At 46.2% G+C, this 21,123-nt stretch carries 19 protein-coding genes; 6 read left to right on the top strand and 13 right to left on the bottom strand.

Annotated features, from left to right (window positions below; translation table 11 throughout):
- Positions 1-137: 137 nt before the first annotated feature.
- Together UQW94_RS05115 and tnpA are read left to right on the top strand one after the other, a co-directional pair.
- Positions 138-1,892, top strand: coding sequence for a hypothetical protein (locus tag UQW94_RS05115; protein ID WP_206970572.1), 1,755 nt, complete (start codon positions 138-140; stop codon positions 1,890-1,892).
- Between the two features lie 157 nt (positions 1,893-2,049).
- Entirely contained in the window at positions 2,050-2,484 is a 435-nt protein-coding gene (tnpA, locus tag UQW94_RS05110; RefSeq protein WP_017633711.1) for an IS200/IS605 family transposase, read from the top strand.
- 102 nt (positions 2,485-2,586) lie between these two features.
- Here the strand turns inward: tnpA and UQW94_RS05105 are convergent, their stop codons facing one another.
- The 12 genes from UQW94_RS05105 to UQW94_RS05050 form a co-directional block, all read right to left on the bottom strand.
- Positions 2,587-3,231, bottom strand: a complete 645-nt coding sequence (locus UQW94_RS05105; RefSeq protein ID WP_213869922.1) for an START domain-containing protein — start codon at positions 3,229-3,231, stop codon at positions 2,587-2,589.
- 77 nt (positions 3,232-3,308) lie between these two features.
- Positions 3,309-4,493 carry a multidrug effflux MFS transporter gene (locus tag UQW94_RS05100; RefSeq protein WP_213867928.1) on the bottom strand — a complete coding sequence of 395 codons (1,185 nt, stop codon included), beginning with the start codon at positions 4,491-4,493 and terminating at the stop codon, positions 3,309-3,311.
- Complete coding sequence (locus UQW94_RS05095) at positions 4,490-5,134, bottom strand: recombinase family protein (RefSeq protein WP_322142051.1); 645 nt, start codon at positions 5,132-5,134, stop codon at positions 4,490-4,492. Before UQW94_RS05095 ends, UQW94_RS05100 begins: the two co-directional genes overlap by 4 nt.
- 146 nt (positions 5,135-5,280) lie before the next feature.
- Positions 5,281-6,288, bottom strand: coding sequence for a LacI family DNA-binding transcriptional regulator (locus UQW94_RS05090; RefSeq protein WP_322142050.1), 1,008 nt, complete (start codon positions 6,286-6,288; stop codon positions 5,281-5,283).
- A gap of 218 nt (positions 6,289-6,506) precedes the next feature.
- On the bottom strand, positions 6,507-8,240 hold the full coding sequence (locus UQW94_RS05085) for a sodium:solute symporter family transporter (RefSeq protein WP_206970575.1): 1,734 nt from the start codon (positions 8,238-8,240) through the stop codon (positions 6,507-6,509).
- A complete protein-coding gene (locus UQW94_RS05080) occupies positions 8,233-9,228 on the bottom strand; it encodes an ester cyclase (protein ID WP_262647319.1) in 996 nt (331 codons plus the stop codon). The genes UQW94_RS05085 and UQW94_RS05080 overlap by 8 nt, the downstream gene beginning before the upstream one ends.
- A gap of 49 nt (positions 9,229-9,277) precedes the next feature.
- Positions 9,278-10,252, bottom strand: coding sequence for an ester cyclase (locus tag UQW94_RS05075; protein WP_213871304.1), 975 nt, complete (start codon positions 10,250-10,252; stop codon positions 9,278-9,280).
- Positions 10,253-10,776: 524 nt separating this feature from the next.
- Complete coding sequence (locus UQW94_RS05070) at positions 10,777-12,057, bottom strand: TRAP transporter large permease (protein ID WP_054578612.1); 1,281 nt, start codon at positions 12,055-12,057, stop codon at positions 10,777-10,779.
- Complete coding sequence (locus UQW94_RS05065) at positions 12,054-12,617, bottom strand: TRAP transporter small permease (RefSeq protein WP_054574865.1); 564 nt, start codon at positions 12,615-12,617, stop codon at positions 12,054-12,056. Before UQW94_RS05065 ends, UQW94_RS05070 begins: the two co-directional genes overlap by 4 nt.
- 58 nt (positions 12,618-12,675) lie before the next feature.
- Complete coding sequence (locus tag UQW94_RS05060) at positions 12,676-13,671, bottom strand: TRAP transporter substrate-binding protein (RefSeq protein ID WP_171344789.1); 996 nt, start codon at positions 13,669-13,671, stop codon at positions 12,676-12,678.
- A gap of 267 nt (positions 13,672-13,938) precedes the next feature.
- Positions 13,939-14,895, bottom strand: coding sequence for a LacI family DNA-binding transcriptional regulator (locus UQW94_RS05055; protein ID WP_025768661.1), 957 nt, complete (start codon positions 14,893-14,895; stop codon positions 13,939-13,941).
- Between the two features lie 150 nt (positions 14,896-15,045).
- Positions 15,046-15,795 (bottom strand): HpcH/HpaI aldolase family protein, encoded by a 750-nt coding sequence (locus tag UQW94_RS05050; RefSeq protein WP_005374748.1) that lies wholly within the window; start codon positions 15,793-15,795, stop codon positions 15,046-15,048.
- Positions 15,796-16,083: 288 nt separating this feature from the next.
- Between UQW94_RS05050 and hisD the strand changes: the two genes are divergently transcribed.
- From hisD to UQW94_RS05030, 4 genes are all read left to right on the top strand, one after another.
- Complete coding sequence (hisD, locus tag UQW94_RS05045; RefSeq protein ID WP_005374756.1) at positions 16,084-17,376, top strand: histidinol dehydrogenase; 1,293 nt, start codon at positions 16,084-16,086, stop codon at positions 17,374-17,376.
- A gap of 1 nt (position 17,377) precedes the next feature.
- A complete protein-coding gene (locus tag UQW94_RS05040; protein WP_025768659.1) occupies positions 17,378-18,112 on the top strand; it encodes an SDR family NAD(P)-dependent oxidoreductase in 735 nt (244 codons plus the stop codon).
- A 101-nt stretch (positions 18,113-18,213) separates the two neighbouring features.
- The gene (locus UQW94_RS05035) at positions 18,214-19,218 is read left to right on the top strand and encodes a cupin (protein ID WP_005374765.1); all 1,005 of its coding nucleotides are present in this window, start codon (positions 18,214-18,216) and stop codon (positions 19,216-19,218) included.
- Position 19,219: 1 nt separating this feature from the next.
- Positions 19,220-19,933, top strand: coding sequence for an alpha/beta hydrolase (locus UQW94_RS05030; RefSeq protein ID WP_322142049.1), 714 nt, complete (start codon positions 19,220-19,222; stop codon positions 19,931-19,933).
- A 69-nt stretch (positions 19,934-20,002) separates the two neighbouring features.
- Here the strand turns inward: UQW94_RS05030 and UQW94_RS05025 are convergent, their stop codons facing one another.
- Positions 20,003-21,088: a porin gene (locus UQW94_RS05025; RefSeq protein ID WP_009706550.1), complete on the bottom strand. Its 1,086-nt coding sequence runs from the start codon at positions 21,086-21,088 to the stop codon at positions 20,003-20,005.
- Positions 21,089-21,123 lie beyond the last annotated feature (35 nt).

Genomic DNA, 21,123 nt, shown 5'->3' with positions numbered 1-21,123 from the left:
TTTGCCTTATAAATGTTGGATAATTTATCAAACCGACATTCATTACATCGATAACTTGTTTATGATAGCGGTTGATATAAAGCACTATTCATTGGCTTTAAACCTAAGCGTTACATTTCGTTTAGGAACACATAACTATGACAACGGAGTTGGTCGTGAAAAAACTACTATTGGCTACAGCAGTGGTCGCAGCTGCAGGGGGCGCTGGCTACCTGTACCAAAACAATACTACCGCAAGTGATGCAGGCTCACTGTTAACGCAAGTTCCTGCAGATTCACTTATGGTGACGTATCAGACTGAACCTTTTAACCATTATAAATATATGAACGCATTCGGTACGGCGAACCAAGGCTCGATTGCAGAACTTTTTGCCGATGAACCACTGTCTCCACAACAGCAGTTTGCAGTTAACTTATTCGATGGGTACCTAGAGAGTGCTGCGTCGCCAGAAACATTAAAAGCTTATTTGGGCACCGGGGAAAACATTAATCCTGTGTTGTACACAATTGGTATGGTACCGGTGTACAAAGTGGATATTGAAGACCCTGCCGCGTTATGGAAAACACTGGATCATGAAGAGCAGATGAGCGGCGCTAAGCATGAGTTGGTTAAGCTTGGTGAAGTCGAGTATCGTCGTTACGAGATGACTGATTCAATTGACCCGCAGGACGGTATTGGCTTGGTTGTAGCCGTGGTTGATAACGTGCTTACGTTAACGATTGATGTTCCGCAACTGGGCGTTCAAAACCCGATTAAAATGGCACTAGGGCTTGAAGCACCAAGTCAAAATATTGCTGACAGTGGACGCCTTGAGGCGTTGCAAGCCAAATACGGTGAAAACAACAACTCTTTTGGTTACTTTGATCATCGCGAAGTGATTAAAGGTTTGACGACGAAAGATGGCAATATGTTTGCTCGTCAAATCAGCACGTTGGATGCAATAGATCCTGAACCAACTATTGAGGAAATGCGTTCACCAGCCTGCCATACTGAGCTTACTCAAGTTGCAGAAAACTGGCCTCAGTCCGTCGCGTTTGCAGAATACAAGATGAAAGGCGATCAGGCGTTCATTAAAGGTTCTTTTGTTGTTGAGTCCAACAATAAAGTGATTCTAGATGCGCTCAAGTCGATTCGTGGTGTATTGGCAGAGTCTAAAAGTGATAAGAGTTTCTTTAGTATGGCGCTTGGTTTAGACATTAATACGCTAGCGCCATCGATTGGTCAGATTTGGGCTGACTTGACTCAGCCTCAATACCAATGCTCTTTATTGACGCAAATGCAGCAAGAGATGGGTGGCCAGAATCCAGCAGCCGCTGTAAGCATGGGGTCAGGCATGGTTAACGGCCTCAAAGGGTTAAGCCTGCAAATGTTTGATATCAAAGTAGATACTAATGCTCAGCATGGTGAAGTATTTAGCCAGCTAGATGGTATGTTGTCTCTTTCTGCCAATGATCCAATGATGCTTATTCAAACTGCGCAAATGTTCGTTCCTGAACTTGCTCAATTGCAAATTCAACCGGATAACCAACCTGTTAATGTCAGTGACCTATTAGAAATGCATACTGGCATGAAGGTGGACGTGTTTGCTCGTCTAAACGAAAACCATTTCACCCTTTACAGTGGTGATAGTGCTGCGGAAGCAAGCAAAGAAGTGATGGCGCAATCACTTTCTCCAAATGGCTTGTTCAGCTTTGATTTTGATTCAGAGCGTATTTTGGAAGTGTTAGAGAGTGCGTCGTCAATCACTGGGGAGCCGGTTCCGGATGATGTTGTCAAAAGCTTACAAGGCGAGCTTGTTGGTGGTATGACGATGGACGTGACAGACCAAGGTATTGGTTTTGAGTTTGATTACCGTGGTGCAACTAAACCTGTAACGGTTGCACAACAGTAACACATTGAGTAGAAAAAGGCGGCATATGCCGCCTTTTGTTTTCAGCCCTAAACCACCTACTTCAGTAGGTGGTTATCATCCGTTTCGGCTTTGCCTGTAAAACTACTCATGCTAAATGCGTCTTTGATTTTTCCAGAAGTCAAAGAGGACAAATAACATGAGTAGATACAATCAAGCTTCCCACGTATTTTGGCGTTGTCAATACCATATAGTGTGGACGCCAAAGTATCGATTTAGGATCTTGAAGAACAATATAGGTAAAGAAGTTTATCGATGTATTTATGTTTACTGTAATCAACTTGGATGTGAAGTCGTAGAGCTAAACGTACAAGTTGACCACGTACATTTAGTTGTAAAGGTCCCACCAAAGCTTTCGATATCCAAGTTGATGGGGGTATTGAAAGGCAAAATAGCCTTAAAGCTATTTAGCAAGTTTCCTCACCTTAGGAAGAACAGGCTTTGGGGTAATCACTTTTGGCAAAGAGGCTATTTTGTCGATAGTGTTGGAATCAATGAAGAAATAATACGCCGATATGTAAGACATCAAGAGAAGCAAGAGCGAGTAGAGCAGCAGCAATTGGCGCTGGACTAAACAAAGGCCCCCTTTTAGGGGGCTCACACAAAGCCACCTTCTTTAGAAGGTGGTAATTTACTATTATGTACCGCATTAAAAAGCGAGTGGGAAGAGCGACGCTTACTCATCTATTTGAGGATGAGAGTATTGCTGATATTCAGGTAACTCTTTTCTTAAGTTACTAAATGTCGCCCATGCACTTTCTTTTGAAAGTTTGTTGATCAGCCAGTTTGGCAATAGACCTCCGGGATCAGCAAACGCCTTGTATTCCACGAGTGTTGTATCGTTTGTGAGTTTTTGTAACTCCCAAGTCGCATCAACCGAGCGAATTCGAACATAACCATTTTGTTCAGCAAGATATGAGTCAGGTGCGCTTTTGATTTCTATCGTGAATCCCAGCTCATCGACCCAGTACTTTGAGTAGGTGACCATATCCCGATTTTTGGCAGGCCATGGCGCTTTAAACTGGGTGTAAACGATGTTCTCGGTGGCCGATATTTGATTTAAAACCCGGCTATGACTGGCATTGTCAATCCAGTTCGGGATATTGTCACTGTCTTCCAGTAGCGTTAAAAATGCACCATAGCTGGTGGGTGTGAACATCCGAGCACGGATCTCAACTAAACCGTTACTATGTTCTCGGGAGTAAATTGTGATTCCATTCTTGTCACGCTCGAACTGCCAGTTCTCGTTGGCGCTCGCGTCAGTACCAGCGGATATCAATGTGGCGAGTGTTAAGGCGCCAATTCTTAAATGCAACATCATGTTAGTATCCGCCAACTTTTCCTAAATTTAAGTTTATACGATTTGTCGTAACTATAAGGACAATAGTATGTTTTTTGTTATCGTTCTGAAGGTTGCTCTGCACTGAAGCCACGTTGAATGTTGGTGAAGGTAAGCGATGCAAATATTACGATAACGATCGCTAGATGCCATGCTTGACTCAATCCAAGCTGCACCAGAGCTAAGCTGACCAATGAGGAGACGACCATTTGTCCACCACCAGACATTGCCGCTGCGGCACCTGCTTGCTTTTTATAAGGTTGCATTACCATCGCTTGTGCACAAGGTAGGGCAATACCATTACCCAAGATCATTAATAGCTGTCCTAGCATCAGAAATAGAGGCTCAACAGGGCAGAAAAATAACCATATTGCTGCAGCGAGGTGAAGAAATGGGGTGCAGAGCAGCATTTTCTTATTGCCAATAATTGGCCTTACTCGGTTACAAATCGTGGTACCACATAACATACCCAAAGCGGGAATGAGTGCCCACATCGCATATTGAGCGGAGGTCATGCCAATTTGATCTTGCATGATAAATGGCATCACAGAGACTGTCGTAATCATTAAGCTGAAGTTTAACCAACTGATACTGGCGAAACTCATAAAGTAACGAGACGTAAGTAAGCTCTTGTATTGGAGCAACATTTTTCGGGGTGACGGAATGACAGAACGTTTTGCGATGGTTTCTGTGAACTTAAAGGCGATGATTACCCAGGCCAGCGAGACATAGCCCAACAGAGAAATAAACACCATACTCCAACCGAAGTGGAAGTTGATAAAGCCGCCAATCACAGGTGCAATAAGTGGCGTGATTGAAGCCGCCATGGCGATGTAAGACATTGCCACTGGGAGTTCATCCCCGCTAAATCTATCTCGAGTCGACGCCCTCGCGAGTACCGCGCAGCATCCTGTACCTAACCCTTGTAAAAAGCGCCCCATCACCATCCCTGTAAATGTGTCACTGAAGAAAATAATCATCAGCAGACCAGACATCGCGATGAGTAAACCGGTAAGTAATACTCTTTTTCGTCCTAAAGCATCTGACACTGGCCCGTAGATAAATTGAGAGGGGCCAAAGCCGAGCAAATAAATACTCACAAGTAGTTGAGCTTGGTCGAGGGAGATGGAAAAGTCTTTTGCTATCCATGGCAAAGAGGGCATGACTAGCCCCATGCTCAACTGGCCAACGCTAATAATAAGACAGGCGAGTAGTATAGTATGAAAGTTGATTGGGCGACTCATGACTGGTCTCCATTCAAACAACCTTTTTGGCGTCGTGATCTTAAGCCGCCTTCGTCATCCACTTCATTTAGCTTTGCTTTGACCCGCTTCACAGTCGATAGACTGACTTCGCATTGCTCTGCTACGTTTTGCAATGTGTAGCCTTCTAGCAGTAACGTTGCGATCTGTTGGTGTTTGGTTTTGTTTGCGGGGCGGCCGCGAAACTTCTGTTTCCATAATTCTGGCTGCTCTTTAATGGCCTGTCGCCCTTGCTCTGCGGCAAACAGGCGATGTTCAGTCTGCACTTTCCCATATCCAGATAACACTGTGAGTAGTGTTTGAGTTTGAACAGAAACTGGCTCAAAAGTTATTGATTCACATACGGTTTTCAATGTTACCCCTTTATCGAGTAGCATTTTTATCGTGTTCAATGCTTGACTAAAGTCGCGACCAAATGCGGTCAGCCACCAGAGCACAATCGTATCCCCAGCTCTGACGGAATCGAGCAGTCGTAAGAATGCCTCTCTCTCGGTTGGAGGCATGCAACCACGAACCTTATCCTCAAAATGCTGAGCTTCGGGCGCAAAAGCTTTTAGAGTATTAAGGTGCTCTTGGTAAGCTCGATTTTTTGGCGAATAACGAGTGTAAAGATACGTGGTCATAAGGATTATGAGCCTTTTTTTGTTTGGTTCATATAGTGTAATAGCTCATAAATATACATGGGTTCATTAATGCTTACAACACTAAATGAGCCGTTTGGGAGTCAGAGGCAAATAAAAAAGCCAACCGAATGGCTGGCTATAGCTATTTAAGCTTTTGTTGTCTGGCGCTCGATTAACTTCACTGGCACCATCATTTTTACTAGGCTGCCGTTTTTCGTATTAATTTGATCAACAATGATCTTCACGCACTCGCGAGCGAGGCGACGGAAATCCTGGCGGAACGTGGTTAATTGATAGCTTAACCATTCTGTCTGAGGAATATTATCAAAACCAATGACTTGTAAGTCCTGAGGAATCCTCAACCCGCATTCTATACGGGCGATATCCATGACCGCCATCGCAAGGTTATCGGTTGCACAGAACACTGCTTCAGGCCGATTTTTGTCTGCCAGTATGGCACGGACTTTATCAAGTGAGCTCGCGTAGTCATAGCTGGCTTCAATGATGCGTGGCGTCTTGCCGGTTAGGTCTTCAAATTCAGAGCAGAAGCCGCTTTGGCGTTCGTCATTCGTAAAGGTTGGCACTTCTCCCGTCAAATAAACCGCGTTCTTCACGCCACTTTTGTGCAGAAGTTGCGCGGCTTGTTGGCCTGCTTCGTAGTTGTCACTGATAACGTAGCTACTCCTAGTACCTTCAACAACTCGTGCGTATTGAACAATTGGGATATTAAACTCTTCACATTCTTCATAAAGGGACTTATTGAAGGTTGCGGAAGCAGCAATGACACCATCGACGCGATACTGGAAGATATTTGGGATTGAGTGGCCCTCTTCTTCATCCACTTGCCATGGAATCAATACGGCAGAATAACCTTTTTTCTGTAACTCACTGGAAATTAATTGCATTGTTTTCATATGGATAGGGTAATCCGCATCAGGAAACACTAAACCTATCAATTTCGATTCGTTTGTGGTCAGGCTACGTGCAAAGGCGTTAGGGCGGTAGTTAAGGGCTTTAGCCGCTTCAAAGACTTTTTGCTTGGTCTTTTCGGATACTGAGCTACCCGGAACAAACACGCGCGATACAGTAGATTGAGAGACGCCTGCCATCTTTGCCACATCTTTTGATGTGACTACGTGTTTAATTGATTTCATGAATAAAACTTAGTTGCCAGTAATTGAGGTCATAAGACTAGCATAAATAGGTACGTATTCATAAATGTTCTGACGGGGTATCCTAAGTAGAATAATGGCTTTGGAGTGTTAAAAAGCAAAATGTGGGTTAACCCATTTAGTTTGCTTTGAGCTAGCACTAGATTCTAGTGCGTAGATACTGTCCGTTTGTTGGACGTACAGTATCTACGTAAAGAACATTAATTTGCTTGTTTGACTGCAACTTTACGTTTCGGGGAGAGGAGTGAATACCCCATGTATCCGATGCAAGCGGTTGCGACAAGAATAGAGCAGCCACGCATAAAGTTAATCAGCATAGGAGCGTTGTCGGTAAACGCGTTGATTCCCCATAGCATCACGAGTGAGAATACAAACATTACTAGCAAGCCATAACACGGTGCATCGATTTTACCAGGAATGACGTACCATCCATCTTCCTTAATCGGCTTGTTTAAACGAGCGTACTCCGCTTGCTGGCCTTTAATTGTGTAAAGGTGCATTTCTTCCTGTTTGCCTGTTAGGAGAAGGCTTGCGGCGTAGGCGACAACGGCATTCACAAGGACGCCAATCACGCAATACCAAGGCCACGCAATATCGGTCGCGACGGCTACATACCAAATCACCAAGAAGCTAGCAGCAACGCCAATCAACAAGCCTTTTTCCGTAATGTGTTTTGAGTAGAACCCAAGGACAAACATGCAGAAGCTCGCACCGACAAAGTAAGAGCCTGCCTTACTCAGCACTTCCAGTACCGAGCCTGTGCTGGTGGCAAACATGATCGCTGGAATGATGACCAAAATCGCCCACGCCACCGTGAAGAAACGCGATACCTTCAAGTAATGCTCTTCCGACTCGTTTTGCTTGTAGAAGCGTTTGTAAAAGTCAGCCACAGAAACGGTCGCCATTGAGTTGAACGCAGAATCGAGACTCGACATACTTGCCGCCAGAATCGCAGCGGCAATGATGCCCATCAAGCCTGGCATTCCATATTCACTCGCATAATGAAGAATGATGGTGTTGCCGTTTTCGAACTCTTTACCGTCGTAATAAGCGTTGAACAGGACGCCAAGCAAGATAAAGACAAAGTAAATAAAGAAGGCCACGTAGCCCATCATCAGCATTGCCTTTTTCGCATCGCCCATGTTTTTCGCGGCCATACATCGTTGTACCATCATCTGGTTACCGCCATACACGGTGGTGTGGAACATCGTCATTGCGATAACACCAGCCCATACCGTCGTTACTTGGCTTAGGTCAAAACTTGTCTGTAGGGCATCGGTCATTCCTTTCGCTTTGAGTTCTGCCATGACCTCCGTCATTGGAGCAGGCATGCCATTCCAAACGGCTTCAATGATGATGAATGCGCCAATAAATAAGATTACTGCTTGAATCACATCGGTCCAAATGACAGCCGCGATACCGCCCATTACGGTGTAGATAAGGGCAATTGCAGTGACGATCATGATGCAGTACATCACGTCGATACCAGTAATGAACTCTAAAATCATTGCTGTCGCGTAGAGTACGGCTGCCGAGCTCAATGCTTGTTTGATAAGGAAGATAAACGACAAAGTCAGTCGTGAAGCCTTACCGAAGCGTCGTTCTTGATACTCGTAGATGGAGGTTAAACCGTTGTTGTAGAAAAACGGCATAAACACAGCCACGATGAAGAAGATCACCAGCGGATAATTGAGGTGAATCGCGATAACCGACAGGCCTTCTTTGTAAGACCAAGCTGGCCCACCAAGGAACGACATGGCACTCACGTAAGTACAAACGACAGAAATACCGATCGCCCACCAAGGGATGCTCTTATCACCCAAGGCGAATTGACTAGCTGAAGTGACTCGCTTTCCGATTACTGCACCCAGTACTAGCGTTAGGGCAATGTATCCGCCAAGGATGCTCCAGTTAAGTGCGCCAAACTCATGCATAATTAGGTCCTTCTAACTGTTCTTTCATTTGTGCAAATACGTCGTATCCAAGTTGCAGCAGGATATGAACGATGTCGATCGCCACCCAGTTTTCCTTCAGTAAATCGCCTTCGCGTCGCCAAATGTCCATAACGCGAAGTTCGATGTGTTTTCCTGTCGGAGCAAGACCGAGCCAGCCACTGTGACCCGTGTGAGTACCATGCATATGTGGCCAGCCACCTGTGGATACGTAGTCATTTTTGGCCAAAAAATTGACCTCAATATCGACACTTCGATCAGGGAAGGCGAACACGAATGGTGCTTGATGGTGGTTACGGAAACCTTTGATACCGCGCGTAGTGCCAATACCTGCTGGGCCGTACCACATAAAGTCACTGTGCCAGTAGTTTTCTAAATCCATCGAGAAGAGATCTTGACCATCAAAACGACCCAAGCAAGACAACATATCTTCGACTAATTGGGCGCTCTTCTCACTTTCTTTCAGAGACACAACAGAATGTTGGATACCGTTTGACGTCGCAGGCGAAGGGACTAAGCCATCGTGGCCTAAGCTTTTTCTAAGAGGGTTGCTTCCCGCTTGATTCATCGCATCGATGAAGTCTGGAATCATATATGATTCGGTGATTTGGTCGTTCTCCACACACACCATTTCGGTGTAACGTAAGTAGAGTGTTTTCCCTGTTGCAGGGATGCCAAACAGTGGCTGTTCAAACGTACCGATAAAGTAACCAGTAGAGTTGTACCAAGTGCGGCCTTCGTATTCGCCGTGCATCACAATCATTGGTCGGCGCTCGGCATCAGGTAAAGCATTAACAAGTGGTGAGAGGAAAGATTCGTGGGTTGCATCTGGGCCATTAAGATCGTTCACAGGGTGCGCCACGCACCATTTTACGTCAGGGTTCAAAGCTTGCAGAGCGGCCTGTTTTTGCTCTTTGTCTGCGGCTTTGAAGTAGTTCTGGTAGAACTGTTCGATGATGTTGAGTGACATGTTGCTTCCTTACTGTCTGTGATTTTAATAAATAGTGTTTAGTCAGCCGTTAGCCTTGCTGAAGCAGGATTTGCTTCCAGATTGCGGTCTCGTCAAACAAAGTGAATTCGCGACGAAGACCCCAAGGGCCAAACTCAGCGTGGCTGATCCCCATGATGTAAACCTCTTTTCCTGAGGGTTTACCAAACATCCCATATCCCTCATGCTTACCGTGCAAAGACCATCGAATTGCAGCGCGTGGTGACATCATGTCGTCATCTCGGCCAATACGATGGTGAACGGTAAATTGAGCATTTGGGAAAGACGCGCGAAGTGCCATCCAAAAATGATCGACTTCCGAGTGTGATAGGGCAGTTTGACCTCCAGTGTATTCGCCGATGCAAGCGCGGTCGTACTCTTTCGGTACTATAGAGAACTCGGCATTCATAAGGCTTCTGAGAATTGCTTCATAGCGCTGACCATATTCGTTGTCGTTGCCTACGCCCAAATAAGGTCCAGGAATGTCGACTTCAGGTGTGAACGGAAATGGGCTTGATTCCACGCCACCTTCAAATTCGATTTGTTGGCGTGCAAACTCTTCTGACGTCATACCCAGTTGTTTCGCGATATCGGCTTGATCGCGAACCAACCATTCGTCATTGATTTGGTTATTGATAGCGTGGCAATCTGCGATAATACGGAAACGAATTTTGCGGTTCGAGGCTTGCCCGTAGAAGCCGTTGCCACTGTGTGTTGCAGTAGAGATGATTCGATGAGAAGAAAGCATGCCTTGTTCCGGGGTGCCTGACCAAATGACGTCTTCGCCATATAGCGTGCGATCGGGAAACTCGGCCAGTGTCGCCATTGTTGCACTGATCACCCCTTCGTTTCCTTGAACGATAGAGAGTGGAGTACGCACAACAATGTCGGGAGAGTAGTAGTGTTCTAAGGTGTTTAAACCTCGGTCTTCCCAAATCTCTTTTGTGATACCAAGAATGTAGTCGGGAAAATCACGCCACTTTTCATCGAAGCCAACCATGGCCATAAATCACCTCCGTAATTGAATAATTATGTTTGAATTATGTTTTGATTACGTATTCAAAATATATCATGTTGCCATTTTGTCAACGGATTGTTTTTCGGTTGTTTAAATAGCGTGCTGATGATCAGATTTTTAACAATTGAGCGGAAAATAAACTAAAAAAGTACAGGCGAGATGGAAGCTATCTCTTATCGAGACGTGTTAATAAGAAAGGAGGTCAAAGTTTTTTGTATGAATTTTCTAGTATCTTATTGTTTTTTAATCGCTTAATTTATTTTGATCTGTTTGAATGGAAACAAATGATTAAGCCAAAACTGATAATCATGCAGATCAAGGCACCCAAATAGACTTTATCGCTAATATTCAGCTATTTTGGTGTCAATTATCCTAATATCTTTCAGATTTTCCCTTTGCATACGAATGCTTAAAGGCTTTTTTATTAAATCGGAAGTAGATAACGAATAAGCCACTAGAAAGGTGTTTATCTAGTGGCTATAACAGTCATAAGCGCTCTATGAGTGCAACGATCAGGATAAAAGCGCAGGTAATGATAGCGAGATGGCAGGGATGAAGGTAATCAACATCAAGGCCACTATCATTGCACCAATCCAACCCATGATGGCTTTAGAGAGCGACTCTATCGGCACTTTGCCTACCTGACTTGCCATAAACAGGTTGGCACCCAGAGGAGGCGTAACAAAGCCAATGGCCAAGTTCACGATCATCACGATCCCAAAATGAACGGGATCCATGCCGAGTGCTGACGTAATGGGTAACAGAATTGGCGTGAGAATAACAATGGCTGCCAGCGTTTCCATAAAGGTACCGACAAGCAACAACAGGACATTGATGCAAAGCAGTATCAGAAGTTTGTTTTCAGTAATCGATAGAATGAACTGAGCAATCTCGGTCGGTAGACGTTCTAGGGTCAATATGCGGCCAAACGTCACGGACGCACCCACAATGACGAGTACTGCGCCAACTAACAGTGACGACTCTAGAATGATTTTCACAACTTGCGCTGGTTTGAGCTCTTTATAAACAAACATGCCAAAGAATAAGCCATAGAGCACACCAATGGCGGCTGATTCGGTAGGTGTGAAGATACCGGAATAGATACCGCCGAGAATGATCACGGGGAGTAGCATTGCCCAACTGGCTTCTTTTAGCGCATCAAGACGCTCTGCCCAGGTCGCTTTGCGCTCGTTACCTGTGTAGCCCCGCAATTTTGAGACAATTAGACAATAGCCGATCAATACCATACCGACGACCAAGCCAGGAATGATGCCCGCCATGAACATCTTAGTTACCGAGACTTCAGCTGTGATCGCGTAGACGATCATCACCACAGAGGGTGGAATAATGACGCCAATTCCGCCGGAGGACGCGATTAAAGCACCTGCAAAGCTGCGGTCGTAGCCTTTCTTCACCATCGAAGGAATCATCGTCAGGCCGATAGCGGCAACAGTGGCAGACCCTGTTCCAGAGATGGATGCGAAGAACATACACGCCACAATGGCCACGATACCAAGCCCGCCAGTAAAGTGGCCAAAGAAGACCTCCGCCACATGCAATAATCGTTTTGAGATCCCTCCTTGGCTCATAAGGTTACCTGCTAAGGTAAAAAGAACGACGGCGAGGAGAGGGAAGGAGTCGAGCCCTGTCACCAAGCCTTGTACTAAAAACTCGATGTTAAGGAATGGCAGGCTTAATATCGCGACCATACTGGCTGCCGCCAGAGCAATACCGACCGGAACGCCAATGAGCAGAAGCAGACCAAAGCTGCCAAACAAAAGTGCAGACGTCATGCGTTAAACTCCAATAGTCGGTTAGAAGTACGATACTTTGCTTTGATATGGCGATAGCGTTGGCGAGAAAAGCGAACTCGTTCATTGCTGGTGGAGCACGCGTTCACACGTTGATAAATGCTTGTCACTAGGCGCGCGCAGCTTAATAGTGCGCAAACTAAAACAGAGGCATACAAACACGCAATAGGAATTTCCATTGCGGGTGCAATCTGACCGAGTTGCAGGCTGCGGTTTATAACCTTAAATCCAAACCAGGCGACAGTGGCACTAAAGGCAAGGTAGATAAGATCAGAAACAATCAAACTGAATTGCGTCCAATTGCCCGGAAGTTTATCGATGAACACACGAATGCGGATGTGCCGATCATCTCGGATACAATAGCTGATACTCAGGTACATCGCCCATACGAATAAATAACGAGCCAGCTCTTCAGCCCACGCGATCGTTGCATCGAACAGGCGTAGGGCGATTTGCAAGCACAGTAAAGTTGTCATCGTTGAGATCGCGATAACGATAAGGGTTGGTTCTAGGTATTTGCCTAGTAAGCGAAACCACTTCATGTTCACCTCCAAAACGAGAAAGCACGACCTGTTGCCAGATCGTGAAAAAGAGTGGGAGTTATAGGCGTTCTATCTCGGCCATCACGTTGTCAAACAAGTCTTTACCCGTTTTACTGCGCAAGTCCTGGTACACGGCCGCATTCATTTTCTCTTTCATGATGCTGCGTACCTCGTCTGGGACGATGTTAACCGTCATGCCTTTTGCTTCGAGCTCTTTGATTACTTCTTGGTTTTGCTGCGCGGCGAGCTCACGCTGTTTTGCGATGGTTTCTTTGCTTACTTCACTGATCAGCGCCTGTTGCTCTACAGGCAGTGAATCCCAAAACGATTTGTTCATGAACAGCACGTAGTTAGTGTAAATGTGGTTAGTCAAAGAGAGGTATTTCTGCGCTTCATAAAAGCGTTCGGCATAAATTGAATAGATGCCGCTTTCTTGAGCGTTAATCAGACCTTGTTGGAGCGAGGTAAAAATTTCTCCCCAAGACAGAGGTGTTGGCGCAGTACCAATAGATTTCCACGCGCTTATTTGAGTGGGGTTAGATGCCGAGCGAATCTTTAGCCCTTTCAGGTCCTCAATACTATCAATTGGCTGTTTGTTGTTGGTCACGCTACGAAAGCCGACCTCCATAAAGCCAAGTCCATGAAAGCCTTTTGATTCCATAGCATTCAACAATGGTTGTCCGATCTTCTCACTGTCGAGCGCTTTGTGTGCTTGCTCTTCGCTATCAAAAAGGTAGAACACGTCGAGCACGTTAAACTCTGGGACGTAGGGAGAGAGTAAAACTGACGCACCAAACGTCATTTGTAAGTTGCCTTGCTGTACGAGTTCAGTCGTCTCACGCACATCGCCTAGTTGTCTCGCCGGATAGATTTCAACTTCTATCTCACCGTTTGAGCGAGCTTCCACTTCTTGTTCGAAATAGAGCATTGCTTTGTGTACGGGAGAGGTTTCTTGACTGTCATGAGCAAGACGAATAACACTGGTTGCAAACGTATTCATACTGCTAAATGCAAGCCCCAGTGCGGTAAGTGAAGTCAGGATTACTTTCTTCATCGTTCTTCCTTGTTTCTGGTATGACCTGCCATTGGCATTCGTCGGCAAGTCACACAACTTTTTATGTTTTTATAAATTAGTTGAGCAATTCATATCCATTTTGCATACGAATCCAAAATAAAACATTAAAGTAACAAGTCAATAACAAGATTGATGAATTGATGAGGAATTAAATAACGATTGGTGAAAATTTAATCGTGATCACAGAAAATGCCTTACTCGAAAGCAAGGCATTTTGTTTATGAAGAATGAATAAAAATGGATTTATTAAATGGTGCTACTACGTTCGATCAAGGTGCCTTGCTCGAAAAGGTATTCGCCAGTTGCATCCAGGTTGCCGTTGATTCGATTCATCAAATCTTCAACCGCTCGTTTAACAATTTTGTCGACTGGTTGAGCAATGGTGGTCAAATCATAGCTCGGCCATGCAGACATCGGAATGTTATCTACACCCATCACAGAGAAGTCTTGGGGGATCTTTGCTCCGGCTTGTCGCAAGCCATCCATAACGCCCATTGCTAAGATGTCGTTTGCACAGAAAATCGCATCGGGTTTGCTAGTGTGAGACAAGATCGCTTTCGCCGCTTCTAAGCCTGCTTCAAAGCTGTACTTGGCTTGGATAAAGGTTGGTGACGGGGAGCCGAGTTCTTGCAATTTTGAAGAGAAACCCAGCCAACGCTCTTCACTGGTCATGGAGCCAGCATCGCCACTGATGTAAGCACACTGTTTTGCGCCTTTCTGCGTTAAATACTCGGCTGCTTGTTGGCCCGCCAAGCGGTTATCAATACCAGAGCTGTTGGCATTAATGCCTTCGGCGTAGCGGTTGATCAAGCTTAAGTGAACGCCAAACTTTTCGCATTGGGCAAACGCGCGTGAAGTTAAACGGCTGGTGGCGATAACGAGTCCGTCCACTTGGTATTCAATGGCGCGTGAAATGGCGAGATCGAGGTCGTCCTTGTCGATAGGGCAAAGCACAACTTGTCCGCCACGCTTTTGAATTTCGACAGCCAAAGCACGAGATTGCATGTCGTACATTGGGTTTGATTCGCTATCTAACGCAATCGCCACTAAGCCTGAACGATTCGAAATCAGACCTCGGGCGATGGCATTCGGTGTGTATCCGAGCTTAGCTGCGGCATCCATCACCATTTTGCGTTTCTTCTCGCTAATACTCGCAGTCGGGCTGAATGCTCTAGATACCGTCGATTGAGAGACGCCGAGCATCTTCGCGACGTCGATCGAAGTTACTTTCGCTTTAATGGTGATACTCCTTATTTAAGGCCATTGAACCTGCTCATACGTGCTGAGTGTATGGGCTAGGGGATTTCTGTGTCTAGAGCATTACATTGATAAGGCGTAAATATCAGAGAAAACTCAAGAATTCATCACATTTCTCTCTTGTTTGAAGCCATCAATGATCATTTTGTGTTCAGACCCAACACAAAAGAAGCTAACGCCGAGTTCACGCCATTCCCGAGCTTGTTGAGCCGTCGCGACAAACATGCCAACAGGTTTATTGGCGGCTCTGGCCGCTTCGATTACTCGCATACTTGCTTGTGCGACTTTCTCATCATGAACGCTATCAGCACCATAAGCGACAGTGAGATCAACTTGGCCAATGAAGAGCGCATCAATACCTTCAACATTGGCAATCGCTTCAACATTTTCGACCCCTTGAGGGTCTTCAATTTGTGCAATGACAATCGTATTCGCACGGCTGTCTTTTAAGTGTTCAACCATGGGTTTAGTGGCGTATTGCGCTGCTCGACTGGAACCAGCATACCCTCGGCCACCTTCGCCGTAATGGCAGATTTTCGCCAGTTGCGTCGCTTGCTCAGCAGTACAAACATGGGGAATTTGTACACCCGCCGCGCCACAGTCAAGCGCGTTCAAAATGGTTGAAGGGGCGCTGTCTTGTACTCGTACCACGCACGCGAGGTCATTCGCTCTGGCCGCCATGATGCACAGATCAAGCGAGGAACGATCGAAAGGTGCGTGCTCTGCATCCAGTACCACAAAAGGCAATTCTGCCAGTGCCAATACCTCGATAATGTGAGGATGAGGGGTTTTAACAAATGTACCTAATAGCGTTTCTTTAGTCAGACGTTGCTTAAAATTGCTCATAATTCTCTCCTTTGCAAAGGTATGCAAAAACTAACACGGAGAAATGTAAATGATGAGTAAAAATGATGTGATCTAAAACTCATTTTTGATTAAAAATTAAACTCATCAAGGTCCTTATTACTTGCTTTTATTTATTTAAATTAATTAATACAAAGGCTTAAGGATGGTTTTCGTTGTTTGTTGACTTAACTTGTCAAATGTTAATTAAGTGTTTAATCTTATTTTGCATTCGTATCCAAAATCATAAAAATAACCGTTCGTCAGCCTCAATGTTCAAGGAGAAACCCAATGGCACGCATTTTAAAAAACGGAATCACTGAAGAAGCATCAGCATCAAACGACGCAAAAGTGCGTCAGATTGTTGAAAACATTCTTGCTGATATTGAATCGAAAGGTGATAGCGCTGTACGTGAGTTGTCTGAAAAGTTTGATAACTGGTCGCCGGAGCAATTCCGCCTGTCAGAAGAGCAAATCCAAGCCTGTGTGGATGCGCTTGATGAATCGACTCGTCATGATATCGAGTTCGCTCAGCAACAAGTTCGAAACTTTGCTCAAATTCAACGTGACTCAATGAAAGACGTCGAAGTAGAAACCATGCCTGGTGTGGTACTGGGGCATAAAAATATTCCAGTCAACAGCGTGGGTTGTTACATCCCTGGCGGTAAATACCCATTGGTTGCATCCGCTCACATGAGTGTACTGACGGCGAAAGTCGCGGGCGTAAAACGTGTTATTGCTTGTGCGCCACCGTTTAATGGCCAGCCGAATGTGGCGATTGTCGCTGCGATGGCAATGGCGGGTGCGGATGAAATCTATTGCTTCGGTGGTGTTCAGGCGGTAGGTGCAATGGCTCTGGGGACGGAGACTATTGCACCGGTCGATATGATTGTAGGGCCGGGTAACGCATTTGTAGCAGAGGCAAAACGTCAGTTGTTTGGTCGCGTCGGTATCGATTTGTTTGCAGGCCCAACGGAAACCCTAGTCATTGCCGATGAGAAAGGCTGTGACCCGGAATTGGCAGCGGCAGACTTGCTTGGTCAGGCTGAGCATGGTTACAACTCTCCCGCTGTATTGTTGACCAATAGCGAAACATTTGCGCAAGAAACCATCAAAGAGATCGAACGTCAGTTAACCATTCTCCCAACGGCTGAAGTTGCGGGTAAAGCGTGGGCAGATTACGGACAAGTGATTGTGTGTGATAGCTACGAAGAAATGGTGGAAGTGGCAGACGATATCGCTTCTGAACACGTGCAAGTGATGACGGAAGATCCTAAATACTTCCTAGATAACATGACCAACTACGGTGCCTTGTTCCTAGGTCGTGAAACCAACGTTTCTTACGGCGATAAATGTATTGGTACCAACCATACACTGCCAACGAAGAAAGCGGCGCGATACACCGGTGGTCTTTGGGTAGGTAAATTTATCAAGACCTGTACTTACCAGCGTGTAACGGAAGCTGCGTCGCTAAAAGTCGGTGAGTACTGCTCTCGCTTGTGTGCACTCGAAGGTTTTGCTGGCCACAAAGAGCAAGCGGATATTCGTGTGCGCCGTTACAAAGGCAAAGTGGAAGAGGCGTAATATGTCGAAACTTGCCTTAGTCACAGGCGGCAGTGGCGGACTGGGTGCCGCCATTTGTCGCAAGCTAGCTGAATCGGGATATCGCGTAATTCTGACTTACAACAGTAATCAGAAAGCGGCCGAGGATGTGCTTTCTTCGCTGCCACGTAACGAGCATCTAGCATTCAAACTGAACGTGGCAGATTCTAGTGCGATTGAACAGCTTAAACATCAAGTCAGTGAAATAAGCGACAAGCTGGATCTGTTGGTCAACTGTGCGGGGATGACGAAATTCGTCGCGCACTCTGATTTGCAAAGCTTAGATGACCAGCTGTTTGACCAAATATTCCAAGTGAATGTTCGTGCGCCTTTTGCCATGGTTCGAGCGTTTGAGCCTTGGCTTAAGCAAGCCAATGGTTGTGTGGTGAACATTACCTCTATCGCGGCACAGACTGCGATGGGGAGCAACATTGCTTACTGTGCAAGTAAATCTGCCGCGGAGAACATGACCCGTTCTTTAGCTCGCGCTCTGTCTCCCGAGGTTCGCGTTTTGGCTGTTGCTCCAGGGCTTGTCGACACTGAGTTTGTCAAAGGCTTGGATGACGCATGGCGTAATCAACAAGAACAATCCACACCGCTTAAGCGTTTAGCCAATGATGAAGAAGTCGCTCAAGCCGTGTACGCCGCGGCAGATCTTCTGACCTTCTCGACAGGCAATACCATCGCGGTTGATGGTGGGCGACCTTTAGGTCTGTAACACACTTTCGGTCTGTAACTAACTTTCGGTCTGTAACTAACTTTAGGTTTGTAACTAACAATTCAAAGGCTAGGTCCAAACAAGGACAACAAGGATTTACAATGACTCTACAATCTAAAATGAATAATAACCTGGTCCGCTACATGGAACTGATTCCGGGTACGAGTGCGTTTATTGATGCGCGCACGCCAGGCAGTGATCTCAAAGATAACTTTTGTATTATCGGTGCAGGGGTGGCAGAGAGCAGTCGTCAGCATGTTCATATTCGCGATACGGCGGGCTTTAATATTGGTGCCGCAGGCCAACCGCCGGGCATCAAAAATTCGTTACATTCTCATCGCACCGCTGAGCTTTTCTTGGTGTTCAAAGGTCAGTTCCGTTTTTATTGGGGGAACGATGGAGAGCATGAGGCGGTGTTGTCTCACGGTGACGTCATCTCGATTCCAACCAATCTCTTCCGTGGATTTGAAGTGGTTGGCCGCGATTACGGCTTTATGTTCTCGGTACTTGGCGGCGACGATTCAGGTGGCGGCGTTATTTGGCATCCAAACGTTATTAAAGACAGTCAAGGTTATGGTTTATACCTCAAAGCCGATGGCACACTCGTGGACACCATTAATGGCGACCCGGTGCCACAAGAATCAGAATTGATGCCGCTGCTTACCGAAGAAGAGCTCGCGACCTTCGATACCTACACCGCAGAAGAGATGATGCCATTTGTCGCTCTGCAAAAAGATTATCGTGAAATCAAAGGCGATTTCGGCGGAAGCAACGTGAAACAATACGCCTTAACGGGTCATCCTTTGGCGAGTTATGACTTCCAAGTAAAGAGTGAAGATGAAGTGAGCATCATGGCTTATGAGCTTTCTGAAGGTGGCTCGATTCCTCAACACTGCCGAGAAGAAAAACAAGTGCTTATCAACTTTGATGGCGATACTGAAGTGGTCCTCACGCATCAAGGCGAACAAGCGAGTGTTGTTTTAACGCGCGGTGATGTGCTGAATGTTCCAGAAGGTGCGTCTTATTCACTGACGAACTTGCGTGGTAATAGTTTGACGTATTGCATTCTTGGGTCTGATCAACCAAAGCCGCTGGCAGGAGAATAAAATGACGCAACCCACCTCGTTAGTTTGGCTACCCGGACTACTTTGTAATGGCACATTGTTTGAGGAAGTCAACCGAGCGTTGCCAAGTTGGGTTGAGCCTTCATGCCCGACGCTGGCCTCATTGCCGTCAATGGAACAGCTGGCGCAGAAAGTGTTGCAAGACGCACCGCAGGAGTTTGTCTTGGGTGGCCTATCAATGGGTGGGATTCTTGCCTTTGAGGTGTACCGTCAAGCGCCAAACAGAGTCAAAGGCTTGATCCTCATGGATACCAATGCAGCAGATGAAAAGCCAGAGGTGACACAAAAGCGTGATGCACTGGTTAGTCAGGCATTAAATGGTGAGTTTGAACGCATTACGCCTGACACTCTGATGCCTGTGCTGATTCATCCAAGCCGTTTGCAAGACAAAGCGTTAACTGAGCGTATAGAAGGCATGGCGGTCAATGTAGGTTTGGAGGCATTTGAAGCACATGCTAAAGCGTTAGCAACTCGCCCGGATGCTCGACCTTTATTGGCGGACATTCAAGCTCCTACGTTGGTGATAACAGGTAAAGAAGATAAGCTTTGTCCGCTAGACAATCATCTGCTTATGGAGCGATGCATCCCAAACGTCACGCTTCATGTTATCCCTGAGTGTGGGCATCTATCTACGCTTGAGCAGCCTTTAATTATTAGTGAAGTGATGACTACTTGGCTTCAAGATAACTTTGCTTAGTGTTGATAAGAACTTCATCACTCACCACCTTAAGGTTACTTGGGTATAGGTGGTGAGCGATGAGTATTATCAGAAGTAGTAGCGAATACCTGCCGCGAATTGATCATCACGGTTTTCGAATTTGCTGCCATCGTACTGATCTTTACCTAGGTCGAACTGGTATTCAGTCCAAACTAGGAATTTGTTCTTCTGGAAGTGGTATTCAAGACCAGGAATCAGCAAGTTACGCTCGTAGCCTTGTGTCTCGTCACCGCGATCTTCCATGTAGTTGTAGTTCAACGTTGGGCGTAGGCCGTTATCGAAGTGGTAGTAAGTGTAGATTTCGCCACCTAGGGTATCGAACATTACGTCCGTACCGCCTTGGCTCACTGCTTCCCAGTTTTCGCCAACGTGGAAAGTCGCACCCGCGTAGAAGCCGCCGTTGCTGTAGTTCGCGCCCAATAGCATGATGCGCATGTTGTCGCCGTTTTCTACGCCAACTACGCTTGCGTCTAGATCCGCAACTTCATTTTGATGGTAAGCCGCACCCAGTGTTACGCCATCAACGGGTTTGTAAGTGATCGACGCACCCATGCCGTTTTTCAGTGAGGCTGTCGCATTGCCTGCTAGAGCAACATCTTCACGCGTGGTTTGGTAAGTAAAGCCGTAGCTCACTTTTTCATTGATTGAATTACGGTACGTAATTGAGTTTTCTGCACGACCAGCACCGGATGCGATACCCCAGTCAGCTAGGTTGTAAACACCTGAGCCACGAGTACCGAATACACGACCTAAATCGGTGTACCATGCTACGTCGTAGAAGGTAGACCACTGCTTAGTACCCGCAGCAATCTTGCCGTATTTTTCGTGATCAACACCTGCGTATAGCAAGCGGTCGTAAATGTTGTCGCCGTTCGCGCCAGAGTTGTAGCCCCATTCCGCGTGACCGAAACCAGTCCAGCCGTTATCCAGACCCATTTGGCCTTTCAAACCGAAACGTGAGCTGCCGCTGTTCCATTCGCCGTTGTCATCACCGCCACGGTCTTGGTAGCGAAGATCGAAACGGCCATCGATGGTTAGGCTGTCGCCAGCGTCATTAACAAAAGTGTGTGCAGCAAAGGCTGAGCTAGAAGTAAGCGCTGCTAAAATCACTGCAGAAAGGGTCGACTTTTTCATCATCAATCTCATTATTCAGGGCGCAGAAAGCCACC

Origin of the sequence: Vibrio sp. PBL-C16 (assembly GCF_034321865.1) — a bacterium.
GTDB classification, from domain to species: domain Bacteria; phylum Pseudomonadota; class Gammaproteobacteria; order Enterobacterales; family Vibrionaceae; genus Vibrio; species Vibrio alginolyticus.
This window is presented reverse-complemented; position numbering and strand designations above follow the sequence as displayed.